General features: G+C 68.9%; 13 protein-coding genes. 10 read left to right on the top strand and 3 right to left on the bottom strand.

Annotated features, from left to right (window positions below):
• The first annotated feature begins 105 nt into the window (after nucleotides 1–105).
• The 5 genes from atpA to ORV05_RS26410 all read left to right on the top strand — a co-directional run bounded on the left by atpA (nucleotide 106) and on the right by ORV05_RS26410 (nucleotide 5,100).
• On the top strand, nucleotides 106–1,749 hold the full coding sequence (atpA, locus tag ORV05_RS26430; protein WP_144586468.1) for a F0F1 ATP synthase subunit alpha: 1,644 nt from the start codon (nucleotides 106–108) through the stop codon (nucleotides 1,747–1,749).
• Nucleotides 1,750–1,757: 8 nt separating this feature from the next.
• Entirely contained in the window at nucleotides 1,758–2,672 is a 915-nt protein-coding gene (locus ORV05_RS26425) for a F0F1 ATP synthase subunit gamma (RefSeq protein ID WP_268759906.1), read from the top strand.
• A 3-nt stretch (nucleotides 2,673–2,675) separates the two neighbouring features.
• Nucleotides 2,676–4,100 (top strand): F0F1 ATP synthase subunit beta, encoded by a 1,425-nt coding sequence (gene atpD / locus ORV05_RS26420; RefSeq protein ID WP_268754704.1) that lies wholly within the window; start codon nucleotides 2,676–2,678, stop codon nucleotides 4,098–4,100.
• 166 nt (nucleotides 4,101–4,266) lie between these two features.
• Nucleotides 4,267–4,632, top strand: coding sequence for a F0F1 ATP synthase subunit epsilon (locus tag ORV05_RS26415; protein WP_144586474.1), 366 nt, complete (start codon nucleotides 4,267–4,269; stop codon nucleotides 4,630–4,632).
• 24 nt (nucleotides 4,633–4,656) lie between these two features.
• Nucleotides 4,657–5,100: a DUF2550 domain-containing protein gene (locus tag ORV05_RS26410; protein ID WP_268754703.1), complete on the top strand. Its 444-nt coding sequence runs from the start codon at nucleotides 4,657–4,659 to the stop codon at nucleotides 5,098–5,100.
• Nucleotides 5,101–5,167: 67 nt separating this feature from the next.
• Here ORV05_RS26410 and ORV05_RS26405 read toward each other — a convergent pair whose 3' ends face one another.
• Both ORV05_RS26405 and ORV05_RS26400 read right to left on the bottom strand, forming a co-directional pair.
• A complete protein-coding gene (locus tag ORV05_RS26405; RefSeq protein WP_268754702.1) occupies nucleotides 5,168–5,737 on the bottom strand; it encodes a cob(I)yrinic acid a,c-diamide adenosyltransferase in 570 nt (189 codons plus the stop codon).
• Between the two features lie 27 nt (nucleotides 5,738–5,764).
• Entirely contained in the window at nucleotides 5,765–7,234 is a 1,470-nt protein-coding gene (locus ORV05_RS26400; RefSeq protein ID WP_268754701.1) for an insulinase family protein, read from the bottom strand.
• A gap of 184 nt (nucleotides 7,235–7,418) precedes the next feature.
• On the opposite strand from ORV05_RS26400, the gene murA reads away from it, so the two are divergent.
• Nucleotides 7,419–8,693, top strand: coding sequence for a UDP-N-acetylglucosamine 1-carboxyvinyltransferase (gene murA, locus ORV05_RS26395; RefSeq protein ID WP_268754700.1), 1,275 nt, complete (start codon nucleotides 7,419–7,421; stop codon nucleotides 8,691–8,693).
• A 22-nt stretch (nucleotides 8,694–8,715) separates the two neighbouring features.
• Here murA and ORV05_RS26390 read toward each other — a convergent pair whose 3' ends face one another.
• Entirely contained in the window at nucleotides 8,716–9,339 is a 624-nt protein-coding gene (locus tag ORV05_RS26390) for a LysE family translocator (protein WP_268754699.1), read from the bottom strand.
• A gap of 152 nt (nucleotides 9,340–9,491) precedes the next feature.
• Between ORV05_RS26390 and ORV05_RS26385 the strand changes: the two genes are divergently transcribed.
• From ORV05_RS26385 to ehuD, 4 genes are all read left to right on the top strand, one after another.
• A complete protein-coding gene (locus ORV05_RS26385) occupies nucleotides 9,492–11,471 on the top strand; it encodes a protein meaA (RefSeq protein WP_268759905.1) in 1,980 nt (659 codons plus the stop codon).
• Between the two features lie 147 nt (nucleotides 11,472–11,618).
• Nucleotides 11,619–12,512, top strand: coding sequence for an ectoine/hydroxyectoine ABC transporter substrate-binding protein EhuB (gene ehuB / locus ORV05_RS26380; protein ID WP_268754698.1), 894 nt, complete (start codon nucleotides 11,619–11,621; stop codon nucleotides 12,510–12,512).
• A 15-nt stretch (nucleotides 12,513–12,527) separates the two neighbouring features.
• On the top strand, nucleotides 12,528–13,241 hold the full coding sequence (gene ehuC / locus ORV05_RS26375; protein ID WP_268754697.1) for an ectoine/hydroxyectoine ABC transporter permease subunit EhuC: 714 nt from the start codon (nucleotides 12,528–12,530) through the stop codon (nucleotides 13,239–13,241).
• Nucleotides 13,241–13,897 (top strand): ectoine/hydroxyectoine ABC transporter permease subunit EhuD, encoded by a 657-nt coding sequence (gene ehuD, locus ORV05_RS26370; RefSeq protein WP_268754696.1) that lies wholly within the window; start codon nucleotides 13,241–13,243, stop codon nucleotides 13,895–13,897. The genes ehuC and ehuD overlap by 1 nt, the downstream gene beginning before the upstream one ends.

Genomic DNA, 13,897 nt, shown 5'->3' with positions numbered 1-13,897 from the left:
GGCCCGCGGGCGGGGCCGAGGAGCCCCCACCGCGGGACGGGCGACAACGCGGACGACAACACAGACTTTGAACACTGGCAAGAACGAAGCGAGAGCGGGAACGACATGGCGGAGCTGACGATCTCCTCGGACGAGATCCGTAGCGCGATCGAGAACTACGTCTCGAGTTACTCACCGGACGTGAGCCGGGAAGAGGTCGGCGTCGTCGTGGACACCGGCGACGGCGTCGCGCACGTTGAGGGCCTGCCCTCGACCATGGCCAACGAGCTGCTGGAATTCCCCGGCGGCATCCTCGGTGTCGCCCAGAACCTCGAACCGCGCCAGATCGGTGTCGTGATTCTGGGTAACTACGAGTCCATCGAAGAGGGCCAGGAGGTCAAGCGGACCGGGCAGATCCTGTCGATCCCGGTCGGCGACAACTTCCTCGGCCGGGTCATCGACCCGCTGGGCAAGCCGATCGACGGCCTCGGCGACATCGAGTCCACCGAGCGCCGGGCCCTGGAGCTGCAGGCCGCCTCGGTGGTGCAGCGCCAGCCGGTGTCGGAGCCGCTGCAGACCGGTATCACCGCGATCGACGCGATGACCCCGATCGGCCGCGGCCAGCGCCAGCTGATCATCGGTGACCGCAAGACCGGCAAGACCGCGGTCTGCGTGGACACCATCATCAACCAGAAGGCGAACTGGGAGAGCGGCGACCCGACCAAGCAGGTCCGCTGCATCTACGTCGCGGTCGGCCAGAAGGGCTCGACGATCGCGGGTGTGAAGAAGGCGCTCGAGGACCACGGCGCGATGGAGTACACCACCATCGTCGCGGCCCCGGCCTCGGACTCCGCCGGCTTCAAGTGGCTCGCTCCCTACACCGGTTCGGCACTGGGCCAGCACTGGATGTACCAGGGCAAGCACGTCCTGATCGTGTTCGACGACCTGAGCAAGCAGGCCGACGCCTACCGCGCGATCTCGCTGCTGCTGCGCCGCCCGCCGGGCCGCGAAGCGTTCCCCGGCGACGTCTTCTACTTGCACTCCCGTCTGCTCGAGCGGTGCGCGAAGCTGTCCGACGAGCTCGGCGGCGGGTCGCTGACGGGGCTGCCGGTCATCGAGACGAAGGCCAACGACATCTCGGCGTACATCCCGACGAACGTCATCTCGATCACCGACGGCCAGTGCTTCTTCCAGTCGGACCTGTTCAACTCGGGCCAGCGCCCCGCGGTCGACGTGACCACCTCGGTCTCCCGTGTCGGTGGTGACGCGCAGATCAAGGCGATGAAGACGGTCTCGGGTTCGCTGCGGATCGACCTGTCCCAGTACCAGGAGCTGCAGGCGTTCGCCGCCTTCGCCTCCGACCTGGACGCGACCTCGCGTGCCCAGCTGGACCGCGGTGTCCGCCTGTACGAGGTGCTCAAGCAGCCGCAGTACTCGCCGATCCCGGTCGAGCAGCAGGTCGTCACCGTGTACCTCGGCACCAACGGGCACTTCGACGACGTGCCGGTCGAGGACGTCGCGCGGTTCAACCACGAACTGCTGGAGAACCTGCGCCACAAGCACGACGACATCCTCGCCGAGATCCGCGACAAGGGCCGCTGGACCGACGAGCTGGCCGAGCGTGTGGTCGGGGCCACCGGCGAGTTCAAGAAGGGCTTCACCACCTCGGGCGGCCAGACCCTGGTCAACGAGGCCGAGGCCGAGGCGATGGATGCCGACAAGGTCGGGCAGGAGACCGTCAAGGTCAACAAGCCCGCCCCGAAGAAGTGACCCGATAGCTGATGGCACAACTTCGCGAGCTCCGGGGAAAGATCCGGGCGACCAAATCGATCGGCAAGATCACGAAGGCGATGGAACTGATCGCCACCTCGCGTATCGGCCGTGCCCAGGCCAGGGTGGCCGCCTCGCGGCCGTACGCCACGGAGATCACCAAGGTGCTCTCCGCACTGGCCAGTGCGGCATCCAACCTGAACGACCCGTTCCTGGTGGAGCGGCCCAACCCGAAGCGGGCGGCGGTGCTGGTCGTGACCAGCGACAAGGGCCTGTGCGGCGGGTACAACGCCAACGTGCTGCGGGCGACCGAGGAGCTGCTGGCCCTGCTGCGTGAGCAGGGCAAGGAGCCGTCGGTCTACGTCATCGGCGGCAAGGGCCTGAACTACTACCGGTTCCGGGGCCGCGAGGTGGCCGGCTACTGGACGGGCTTCTCCGACCAGCCGCACTACGAGAACGCGGCCGAGACGGGCAAGGCACTGACCGAAGCGTTCCTGGCCGAGGACGGCGTGGACGAGGTGCACATCGTGTACACCGAGTTCAAGTCGATGCTCAGCCAGGTGCCGACCGCCAAGCGCATGGCGCCGCTGGAGGTCGAGTACACGGAGGAGGAGGTGCAGGGGTCGGCCAAGCCCGGCGAACTGCTGCCCTCCTACGAGTTCGAGCCCAGCGCGGACCGGCTGCTGTCGGCCCTGCTGCCCAAGTACATCAACACGCGGATCTTCGCGGCGTTGCTGGACTCGGCGGCGTCCGAACTGGCCGCCCGGCGCACCGCCATGAAGGCGGCCTCGGACAACGCCAACGAACTGGTGAACACCTACACCAGGTTGGCGAACCAGGCCCGGCAGGCCCAGATCACCCAGGAGATCAGCGAAATCGTCGGTGGGGCCGATGCACTCGCCGCTGTAGGAAGTGAAGACTGAGCAATGACTACTACCGAAGTAGCCGCCAAGGGTCGCATCGTCTCCGTGACCGGTCCGGTCGTCGACGTCGAGTTCCCGCGCGGCGCGGTCCCCGAGCTGTTCAACGCGCTGAAGGTGGAGATCGAGTTCGCCGAACTGCGCAAGACGGTGACGCTGGAGGTCGCCCAGCACCTGGGCGACAACCTGGTCCGCACCATCTCCCTGGCCCCGCAGGACGGTCTCGTCCGCGGCGCCGAGGTCATCAACACCGGCGGGCCGATCTCGGTGCCGGTCGGCGACAAGGTCAAGGGCCACGTCTACAACGCGCTGGGCGACTGCCTCGACCAGCCGGGCTACGGCGCCGACCTGGAGCGCTGGGCGATCCACCGCAAGCCGCCCGCCTTCGACCAGCTCGAGGGCAAGACCCAGATGCTGGAGACCGGCCTCAAGGTCATCGACCTGCTCACCCCGTACGTGCAGGGTGGCAAGATCGGCCTGTTCGGTGGTGCTGGCGTTGGCAAGACGGTGCTCATCAAGGAGATGATCACCCGTGTCGCCAAGAACTTCGGTGGCACCTCGGTGTTCGCCGGGGTCGGCGAGCGCACCCGTGAGGGCACGGACCTCTTCCTGGAGATGAGCGAGGACGGCGTCATCAACGACACCGCGCTCGTGTTCGGGCAGATGGACGAGCCGCCGGGCACCCGTATGCGGGTCGCGCTGTCCGCGCTGACCATGGCGGAGTACTTCCGCGATGTGCAGAACCAGGACGTGCTGCTGTTCATCGACAACATCTTCCGGTTCACCCAGGCCGGTTCGGAGGTGTCCACCCTGCTGGGCCGGATGCCTTCCGCGGTGGGTTACCAGCCGACGCTGGCCGACGAGATGGGTGAGCTGCAGGAGCGGATCACCTCGACCAAGGGCCGGTCGATCACCTCGATGCAGGCGATCTACGTGCCCGCCGACGACTACACCGACCCGGCGCCCGCGACCACGTTCGCGCACCTGGACGCCACCACCGAGCTTTCCCGGTCGGTGTTCCAGAAGGGCATCTTCCCGGCGGTGGACCCGCTGGCCTCCACCTCGACCATCCTCGACCCGGCGATCGTCGGCGAGGAGCACTACCGGGTCGCCTCCGAGGTCATCCGGATCCTGCAGAAGTACAAGGAGCTGCAGGACATCATCGCGATCCTCGGTATGGACGAGCTGTCCGAAGAGGACAAGCTGACCGTGCAGCGGGCGCGTCGCATCGAGCGGTTCCTGTCGCAGAACATGCTGGTCGCCGAGACGTTCACCGGCCAGCCCGGTTCGACGGTGCCGCGGTCGGAGACCGTCGAGGCCTTCGACAAGATCGCCAAGGGCGAGTTCGACCACTACCCGGAGCAGGCGTTCCTGGGTATCGGTGGCCTGGACGACCTCGAGAAGAAGTACAAAGAGATCACCAAGAAGTGAGTTGACGACGAGCGGCGGGGTGGGTGTCCTTTGTGGACGTCACCCCGCCGTTTTCGATAGTCGATCCGGGCGTATTAGACTCGTGGCGAGTGCCCGGCGGCGGGGCGGGCCCAGTGCAGTCGAAGCTGCCGAGGGGCTGGAGGAAATGCTGTGAAGGAGAAGCTACGTGGCTGAGATTTCCGTCGAGCTTGTCGCCGTCGAGCGCCGACTCTGGTCGGGCCAGGCCACGTTCGTGGTCGCCCAGACCACCGAGGGTGAAATCGGCATCATGCCTGGTCACGAGCCGGTCCTCGGGCAGCTCGTCGAGGGCGGCGTGGTCAAGGTGAACACCACCGACGGTTCCGTGGTGGTCGCCGCGGTCCACGGCGGTTTCCTCTCCGTGACCAACGAGCGCGTGAGCGTGCTCGCGGAGTCCGCGGAGTTGGCCGAGGAGATCAACGTGGAGGAGGCGCGGGCCGCGCTGGGCCACGAGGACGAGGCGGAACGGGCGAAGGCAACCGCACGCCTGCGGGCGGCCGGCCAGTCGGTCTGATCGGGCAGCGAGCGGGAGCCGGCCATGGAGATCACCGAAATCGCCGTGATTGTCCTGGTTCTCCTGCTCGGCCTTGTGGTCATTTCGGCGTGGTACGGCCTGCGCTGGGTCCGGATGCGGCGCAACGGCGGCGTGAGTGTCGCGTTGCGCTGGAAGCCGGACAACGCGCGGGCCGGCTGGCATCTGGGGATAGGCCGCTACGAGGGCGAGGTGTTCGCCTGGTACCGCGTGTGGAGCCTGCGGACCGGGCCGGACCGGGTGTTCGACCGTGACAAGCTGGTGATCGCGGACCGCCGTGACCCGGCGGGCACGGAAGCCTATGCCGTCCCCACCGACGCCACCGTGCTGCGGTGCGAGTCGGACGGCCGTGAACCCATCGAGATCGCGATGGGGCCGGGGGCGCTCACCGGGTTCCTGTCGTGGCTGGAATCGGCCCCGCCGGGAAGGCGCGTTCCCCGCGCCAGCTGAAAGGCTTTACGAGACGAAGAAACGCCGTGAGGGGTTCCCTCACGGCGTTTCGGCTTTCCGGGGCGGTTCATTCGCCGCCGGGCTTCCAGAGGACGTCACCGCCGGGATTGGCCAGGCGGGCCAGGATGAACAGCAGGTCGGACAGGCGGTTGAGGTACTTCACCGCGATCGCGTTCGTCCGCTCGGGGTCGGCCTCCACCAGCGCCCAGGCGCTGCGCTCCGCGCGCCGGGCGACCGTGCGGGCCTGGTGCAGGAACGCGGCGCCGGGGGTGCCGCCGGGCAGGATGAACGAGGTCAGCTTGCCGAGCCGCTCGTTGAACCGGTCGCACCAGTCCTCGAGCCGCGTGATGTAGTCCTCGGTGATGCGCAGGGGCGGGTACGGCGGATCGGGCACGATCGGGGCGCACAGGTCCGCGCCCACGTCGAACAGGTCGTTCTGGACGCGGCGGAGCACCGCGCCGATCTCTTCGTCGAGCGCGCCGACCGCCAGTGCCAGCCCGATCACGGAGTTCGCCTCGTCGACGTCGGCGTAGGCCCCCAGCCGCGGATCGGTCTTCGGCACCCGGGAGCCGTCGCCCAATGCGGTGGTGCCGTTGTCGCCGACCCTGGTGTACACGCGATTGATCCTTACGGCCATAACGGGAAGTCTAGAGAGTGCTTCGCGTCAGGACTGTTCGAACAGGCGCATGGAGTCGGGGGCGTCGAAGTACAGTGCCGGGTCGAAGCGCGACCGGAGGTCCCGCACCAGCGAACGTCCGCCCCGCCAGTCCCCGGGGCGCACCGTGATCTGCCCGCCGCGCAGGGAGAACACGTGCAGGATCGGCAGGCCCCCGTCGGTCGCCTCGACCGCGACCCCGGCGACGTCGTCGTAACGGGCCACGGCCACCGGCACCGGGCTGTCCCCGTAGAAGGTGGTGAGTCCCGCTTCGCCGACCACGAGCCGCAGTCCCCGCGGCGCGGTGGAGCCGATCAGCGCTCGTTTGAGTTCGCGCCCGGGCACCGGGGCGAGGACGGTCGGCAACTCCGGCAGGTCCGGGGGAAGCTGCCCGTGCGGTCCGCACAGCACGAGGCGGGCGGCGAGATCGCGGGCCGCGGCCGCGACCGCCCCGGGCCGCAGTCCCGCCAGCACGGCCTCCTGGTGCGCCTGTGCGGACGGCCATCCGGTCAGGTGGGCCATGGCCGCGTCGAAGGCCCGGTATTCGGCGAATCCGGGCTCGGCGACCTGTTCGAGCAGGCTCTGGCGGTCCATGCCCAGCTCTTCCGGGGCCGGGCCGTGCGCGCCCAGCGTGTCCAGTTCGGCCCGGATCGCGTCGACCACCCGGCGCGCCTGCTTGTCGGGCACGTCGGTGCCGAAGCCGATCACCGCCTGGCGGGGGCCGACGAGTTGGTGGTCGAATCCGATGTCGTAGACGAGCCCTTCCGAATGGCGCAGCCGTTCGGTGAGCCGCTCGATCAGCACCCGGACCGCGCAGGCCAGTTCGGGCGTCCAGGCCACGAGCGCGCAGCCGGCCACCCCGTTCGGGATCGCGGTCTGCGCGGGGGTGGCCAGACCGAACGGGGCCACCGCGGGCGGGCGCGAGGCGGGACCGTCCGGCAGCGGCAGGCGCAGGTCCGCGGGGGGCGGACCGGACAGCACGAGCGCGGCGTTGCCGCGGTGGAACCAGCGGGCGCACCACTGGCGCACCTCTTCCTCGGCCGCCCGTGCCGGTGCCACGCCGATGTTGCCGATCAGGCCGTAGGCCCGGTTGCCGTACCAGATCGAAGCGGGCAGCCACGCGGTCACGCCCGGCCCGTCACCGCTGCGTTCCTCCGCGAGCAGCACCCCTCGCTCGGCCTCCAGCGGCCGGGTGTCGAGTCGTGACAGGGACGCGCACACGCGCCGCAGGTGTTCGGTGACGGTTTCGGGCGCGCTGGTCACCTCGAAGCCGGTGTGAAGCACCTCGGTGGTCGCGTTGTTCTGGTAGCGGTTCGTGCGGACCGGCCACATCGCGAGGTGCTCGACCAGATGGGTGAGCCCCGTGCCGAGGAAGTCCTCGTGGGCCGTGCCGACGCCGAAGACGAGCGTCGCGCTGAGCCTGCCCGACGGGCGCCCGCTCCAGAACACCGGTACGCCGTCGATTTCGGTGCGGTGCACGGGCGGGAGGACCGGTGCGGAGTGTGAGGCCACGGTCTCGCTCAATGTTCCCCCAGGGTTCTCACGCGGGCGATCGGCGTTGGGAAGCGCGCAGTGTTTCACATTTTCCCCACCCGGGGGGCCGCGGTCCGCTATCACCCGCCCCACGAAGGTGACGGGTATCCCGGCAGGCATGATGGCGGCCATGAGCGAGCACTTCGATGTGCATGGTGGTGCCCGGCTGGCCGGCGAAGTCGAGGTCGTCGGGGCGAAGAACAGCGTCCTGAAGCTGATGGCCGCGGCGCTGCTCGCCGAAGGCACCACGACGATCACCAACTGCCCGCAGATCCTGGACGTCCCGCTGATGGCGGATGTGCTGCGCAGCGTGGGCTGCACCGTGGACCTCGACGGGGACACGGCCCGCATCACCACGCCCGCCGAGCTGTCCCACCGCGCCGACTCCCCGGCGATGAGCAAGCTGCGCGCCTCGGTGTGCGTGCTCGGTCCCCTGGTGGGCCGGTTGAAGCGCGCCGTGGTGGCGCTGCCCGGCGGGGACGCGATCGGCTCCCGGCCGCTGGACATGCACCAGAACGGCCTGCGCAGCCTCGGCGCGACCAGCACCATCGAGCACGGCTGCGTGGTGGCCAAGGCGGACACGCTGCAGGGCGCCCAGATCTGGCTCGACTTCCCGAGTGTGGGCGCGACCGAGAACATCCTCATGGCCGCGGTGCTCGCGAACGGCACGACGGTGATCGACAACGCGGCGCGGGAACCCGAGATCGTCGACATCTGCACGATGCTCGTCCAGATGGGCGCCGACATCGAGGGGGCGGGCACCTCCACCCTCACCGTCCACGGCGTGGACTCGCTGCACCCGACCGAACACCGCGTCATCGGTGACCGCATCGTCGGCGCCACCTGGGCCTTCGCCGCGGCGATGACCCGGGGCGACATCACGGTGCGCGGGGTGGATCCGCACCACCTCGACCTGGTGCTGGACAAGCTGCGGCTCGCCGGGGCCGAGGTGACCCCGTTCGACGGCACCGGTTTCCGGATCGTGCAGGAGGACCGGCCGAAGTCGGTCGACTTCGTCACCCTGCCGTACCCGGGTTTCGCCACCGACCTGCAGCCGTTCGCCGTCGCGCTGTCCTCGATCTCCGAAGGCACCTCGATGATCACCGAAAACGTCTACGAGGCCCGCTTCCGGTTCATCGAGGAGATGCAGCGGCTCGGCGCGGACGCACGGACCGACGGGCACCACGCGGTGGTGCGCGGGGTGGAGAAACTGTCGAGCGCGCCGGTGTGGGCCTCGGACATCCGGGCCGGTGCGGGCCTGGTGCTGGCCGGGCTGTGCGCCGACGGGATCACCGAGATCTGGGACGTGTTCCACATCGACCGTGGCTATCCGCACTTCGTGGAGAACCTCAACCGGCTGGGCGCGCGGATCGAGCGCGTGGCGGGCGACCCCGAGCGTTCCTGAGCGCGTCTCTCGCGGCGGGTGGTCAGCTCTCCGCCGCGAGGGCCACGCCGAAGCCGATCAGTGCGGTGCCGGTGATGCCGTCGAGCGAGCGCCGCACCTTCCGGCGCGACAGCCAGTCACGGACGCGGTGGGCGAGCGACATCAGCACCAGCAGCCACAACCCGCCGAGCACGGTGACCGTGTAGGCGAGCAGCAGGGCCTGCCCGGGGCCGGTGTGGTGCGGGTCGAGGAACTGCGGCAGCACCGAGAGGTAGAGCGCGAGCACCTTGGGGTTGGTGACGTTGGACAGGAAACCCTCCCGCCAGCGCCGGAATCCGCTCGCCCGTGAACCGATCGCGTCCATCGCGGCGTAGTCCCCGCGCCAGGCACCGCGCAGGGCCTGGAAGCCCAGGTAGCACAGGTAGGCCACGCCCGCCCAGCGCAAGGTGGTGAACACCGGCTGGGAACGGATGATGAGGGCGCCCAGGCCGAGCGCGACCGCCGTGCCCTGGAGCAGGTTGCCGACGGTGATGCCGAACGCGGCCATCAGGCCGCCCCGGGTCCCGCCGGAGAGGGCGTTCTTGAGGGTGACCGCGGTGTCCGGCCCGGGGGCGAGTACCACGAGCACGACGAAGATCAGGTAGGTCCCGTACAGGTGCCAGGTCACCCACCGGACGTTACGGTGGATCGCGGGGGAGCGAGTATGACGCGCTGCACAGCCAGGGGAAGTTACCAGCAAGTACCCTAGGGGCGTCATTTTCACCATGGAGGTGCACCGTGCCCTATCCGACGGACCGTGAGCGGGACCGACCCTGGGTGATGCGGACGTACGCGGGACATTCGTCGGCCGCGGCCTCCAACGAGCTCTACCGGCGCAACCTGGCCAAGGGCCAGACCGGGCTGTCGGTCGCCTTCGACCTGCCCACGCAGACCGGGTACGACGCCGATCACCCTCTCGCCAAGGGCGAGGTCGGCAAGGTCGGGGTGCCGGTCGCCCACATCGGGGACATGCGCAAGCTCTTCGACGGCATCCCGCTCGCCGAGGCGAACACCTCGATGACCATCAACGCGCCGGCCATGTGGCTGCTCGCGCTGTACGTGACGGTCGCCGAGGAACAGGCGAAGGCCGAGGGCCGCGATGTCGACGAGGTGCTGGCCAAGCTCGCCGGCACCACGCAGAACGACATCATCAAGGAATACCTCTCCCGCGGGACCTACATCTTCCCGCCCGCGCCGAGCCTGCGGCTGATCACCGACGTGATCGCCTGGACCGTGCACCACGTGCCGAAGTGGAACCCGATCAACATCTGCAGCTACCACCTGCAGGAGGCCGGGGCGACCCCGACGCAGGAGGTCGCCTACGCGCTGTCCACCGCGATCGCGGTGCTCGACGCGGTACGCGACTCCGGGCAGATCGACGAGGCCGACATGGGCAAGGTCGTCGGCCGCATCTCCTTCTTCGTCAACGCCGGGGTGCGTTTCGTCGAAGAGATGTGCAAGATGCGCGCGTTCACCAGGCTGTGGGACGAGATCACGCGCGAGCGCTACGGCGTCACCGACGCCAAGGCCCGCCGCCTGCGCTACGGCGTCCAGGTCAACTCGCTGGGGCTGACCGAAGCCCAGCCGGAGAACAACGTGCAGCGCATCGTGCTGGAGATGCTCGCCGTCTCCCTCTCGCGTGACGCGCGTGCCCGCGCGATCCAGTTGCCGGCCTGGAACGAGGCACTGGGCCTGCCCCGCCCGTGGGACCAGCAGTGGGCGCTGCGGATGCAGCAGGTGCTCGCGTTCGAGACGGATCTGCTCGAGTACGAGGACATCTTCGCCGGTTCGCACGTCGTCGAGGCCAAGGTCGACGAGATCGTCGAGGGCGCCCGCGAGGAGATCGCGCGCGTGGCCGGACTCGGTGGGGCCGTGGCCGCCGTCGAAAGCGGCTACATGAAGTCGCAACTGGTCTCGTCGCTGGCCGAATACCGCCGCGCGGTGGAGTCCGGCGAGCGGGTCATCGTCGGTGTCAACCGGTTCGAGACCACCGAGCCCAGCCCGCTGCAGGCGGAGGGGGCGAAGGCGATCGAGACGGTCGATCCGGCCGTGGAGAAGCAGGCCGTGGCCGCGCTCGAGGAATGGCGCGCGCACCGGGACGGCGAGGCCGTCGAACAGGCTCTCGCCACCCTGCGGGAAACCGCGAAGACCTCGGAGAACCTCTTCGAGGCCACCATCGCCTGCGCGCGGGCCGGGGTGACCACGGGCGAGTGGGCCGGTGCGCTGCGCGAGGTGTTCGGCGAGTACCGGGCACCCACGGGCGTGTCCGCCGCGGCCGCGGGCGGCACCGCCGACGAGGTGGTCCGCGTGCGGGACCGGGTGCGGGCCACCGGCGAGGAACTGGGCGAGCGGCTGCGCATCCTGGTCGGCAAGCCGGGGCTCGACGGGCATTCCAACGGTGCCGAGCAGGTCGCCGTGCGGGCCCGCGACGTCGGTTTCGAGGTGATCTACCAGGGCATCCGGCTGACCCCGGACCAGATCGTGGCGGCCGCGGTGCAGGAGGGCGTGCACGTGGTCGGGCTGTCCGTGCTGTCCGGCTCGCACCTGGAGGTGGTGCCGCAGGTGGTGGACGGACTGCGGGCGGCCGGGGCCGGGGACATCCCCGTCATCGTGGGCGGCATCATCCCCGCCGAGGACGAGCGGCTGCTGATCGATCGAGGGATCGCCCGGGTGTTCACGCCGAAGGACTACGAGCTGACCGAGATCATGGACGAGATCGTCACGGTGATCCGCCAGGCACACGGATTACCGCAGGACTGACCCGGTTTTGTGACGAATTGTGTGAACGGCATCACTGAACGTGGACATCTTTCCGGTAACGGGATGGGTCCCCGCTCGGTGACCTTTTGACCTGCCTGTGGGCAGCACCTACGTTCGGTAGGCATCCGAGCGAAAAGGGGTGCTGCCATGGCAGGCAACGAATGGACGCGACGGGATTTCTTCAGGCGTTCGGCGGTCGTGGGCCTGGCTGCGGCCGCCGGGCCCGCCGTTCTCACCGCCTGCCAAAGCACGAACAGTGGCGACACGCTCAGCGCGGCGAAGAACGCGAAGACGATCAAGATCGGTATCGCGAACGAGGCGCCCTACGGGTTCACCGACAGTTCCGGTAACACCACGGGGGAGGCGCCCGCGGTGGCGAAGGCCGTTTTCGCGGCGCTGGGCATTCCTTCCCTGCAGGCCAGCGTGGTGCCCTTCGACCAGCTCATCCCGGCCCTGAACGCCAAGCAGTTCGACGTGGTGGCGGCCGGGATGAACATCACCCCGGTCCGCTGCAAGGCCGCGCTGTTCTCCGACCCCGACTATTCGGCGCTGACCGCACTGCTGGTGCCGTCCGGAAATCCGCAGGGCGTGCGGAACCTCAACGATGTCGCGTCGAAGAACCTGAAGGTCGCGGTGCTTTCCGCCGCCGTGGAAAAGGGTTACGCGACCGCGGCCGGGGTGCCCGAAGGAAATATCGAAACGCTGGACACCCAGGACAATCTGCTCCGCGCGGTGACCGCGGGCCGGGTGTACTGCGCCGCGCTGACCGACATTTCCCTGAAATGGCTGGTGAAGCAGAATTCCGGGGCCGGGGTGGAGGTGACACCCGGTTTCCAGCCGGTCCAGAACGGTCAGCCGGTCGCCTCCGCGGGCGGTTTCGTGTTCCGGCAGGCCGACACCCCGCTGAGGGACGCTTTCAACCAGCAGTTGCAGGTCCTGCACGCCAACGGCGAGTGGCTGCGGCTGGCCTCACCGTTCGGTTTCGGCGAGGCCAACCTGCCGCCGGCGGGACTGACCACCGCGAAACTGTGCGCCGCCTGATCGGCGGGCCCGATCATGTCCGAAGAGACCCGGTACATCCTTTCTTCGATTCTCGACGGGGTCGGCCCGACCGTCATCGCGACCGTGGGCGGGATAGCGCTCACCATCGTCCTGTCGTTCCTCGCGGGACTGGCAATGCTGTCCCCGTCGATCGCCGTGCGGTTCCTCTCCCGCGTCTACGTGGAGGGTTTCCGCGGGACTTCCGAAGTGGTGCAGCTGTTCTGGCTGTATTTCGTGCTGCCCGCGCTGGTCGGGCTGCAACTGATCCCGTTGTTCGCCGGGGTGCTCGTGCTCGGGCTCAACCACGGCGCCTACGGTGCGGAAATCGTGCGCGGGTCCATCCAGTCGGTGCCCCGGGCGCAGCGGGAAGGCGCGACGGCCCTGTCGCTGACGCCCGCCCAGCGCATGGTCCGCGTCGTCCTGCCGCAGGCGCTGGTGGAGATGTACCCGCCGTTCAACAACCTTTTCATCCAGTTGCTGAAGAGCACCGCGCTGCTCTTCTTCATTTCGGCCGGGGAAATCACGGAGAAGGGGGAACTGCTGCGGCCCGTCTACGGTGACCGGCTGGTGTTCATCTACGGGGTGGAACTGGTCTGCTACCTGATCCTGGCGGTGATCATCACGGTGATCACGCGATGGCTCGAGCGGGTGGCGGCGCGGCGCCTTGGCCGGGCACCGGTCGAACGGACCGGCGTGTTCGGCCGCACCAGCACCGCGGGGGTGGGCTGATGCAATGGGACTGGGCCAACGCGTGGGCGTCGATTCCGCTGCTGCTCGAAGGGCTGCTGGTCACCCTCGAACTGACCGTGCTGGGTTCCGTGCTGGCGTACTTGCTGGGCCTGGTCCTCGCGCTGATCCGCCGGTGGCGGATCCCGGTGCTCAGCCAGGCCGTGTTCCTGTTCGTCGAGGTGGTGCGCAGCACGCCGCTGCTCATCCAGGTGTTCATGATCTTCTACCTGCTGTGGCCCGCGCTGCACATCAAGCCCTCGGCGTTCGCCACCGGCGTGCTCGCCCTGGGCGTCCACTACGCCACCTACACCTCGGAGGTGTACCGGGCGGGCATCGACGCCGTCCCGCGCGGGCAGTGGGAGGCGGCGACCGCGCTGAGCCTGCCGCGCGGCCGGGTCTGGACCGCGGTCATCCTGCCGCAGGCCGTGCCCAGGGTGCTGCCCGCGCTGGGCAACTACATGATCTCGATGTTCAAGGAAACGCCCCTGTTGCTGGCCATCGGCGTGCTCGACGTGCTCAACCGCGCGAAGGAGCAGGGGGCCGAGACGTTCCGGGTGATCGAGCCCTACACCCTGGCCGGACTGATGTTCCTGGCCATCAGCTACCCGGCTTCGATTCTGGTGAGAAGGTTGGAGCGCCGTGTCGGTGACCGCTGA

The sequence above is a fragment of the Amycolatopsis cynarae genome, assembly GCF_026802195.1.
In the GTDB taxonomy this organism is placed as follows: domain Bacteria; phylum Actinomycetota; class Actinomycetes; order Mycobacteriales; family Pseudonocardiaceae; genus Amycolatopsis_E; species Amycolatopsis_E rhizosphaerae.
Note: the sequence above shows the minus strand (reverse complement) of the source record. Positions and strands in the feature narration are given on the sequence as shown.

Coding starts and splice junctions, on each gene's coding strand:
- atpA (WP_144586468.1), top strand. CDS start 106: ATGGCGGAGCTGACGATCTCCTCGGACGAGATCCGTAGCGCGATCGAG.
- atpD (WP_268754704.1), top strand. CDS start 2,676: ATGACTACTACCGAAGTAGCCGCCAAGGGTCGCATCGTCTCCGTGACC.
- ORV05_RS26410 (WP_268754703.1), top strand. CDS start 4,657: ATGGAGATCACCGAAATCGCCGTGATTGTCCTGGTTCTCCTGCTCGGC.
- ORV05_RS26405 (WP_268754702.1), bottom strand. CDS start 5,737: ATGGCCGTAAGGATCAATCGCGTGTACACCAGGGTCGGCGACAACGGC.
- murA (WP_268754700.1), top strand. CDS start 7,419: ATGAGCGAGCACTTCGATGTGCATGGTGGTGCCCGGCTGGCCGGCGAA.
- ORV05_RS26385 (WP_268759905.1), top strand. CDS start 9,492: ATGCGGACGTACGCGGGACATTCGTCGGCCGCGGCCTCCAACGAGCTC.
- ehuB (WP_268754698.1), top strand. CDS start 11,619: ATGGCAGGCAACGAATGGACGCGACGGGATTTCTTCAGGCGTTCGGCG.
- ehuC (WP_268754697.1), top strand. CDS start 12,528: ATGTCCGAAGAGACCCGGTACATCCTTTCTTCGATTCTCGACGGGGTC.
- ehuD (WP_268754696.1), top strand. CDS start 13,241: ATGCAATGGGACTGGGCCAACGCGTGGGCGTCGATTCCGCTGCTGCTC.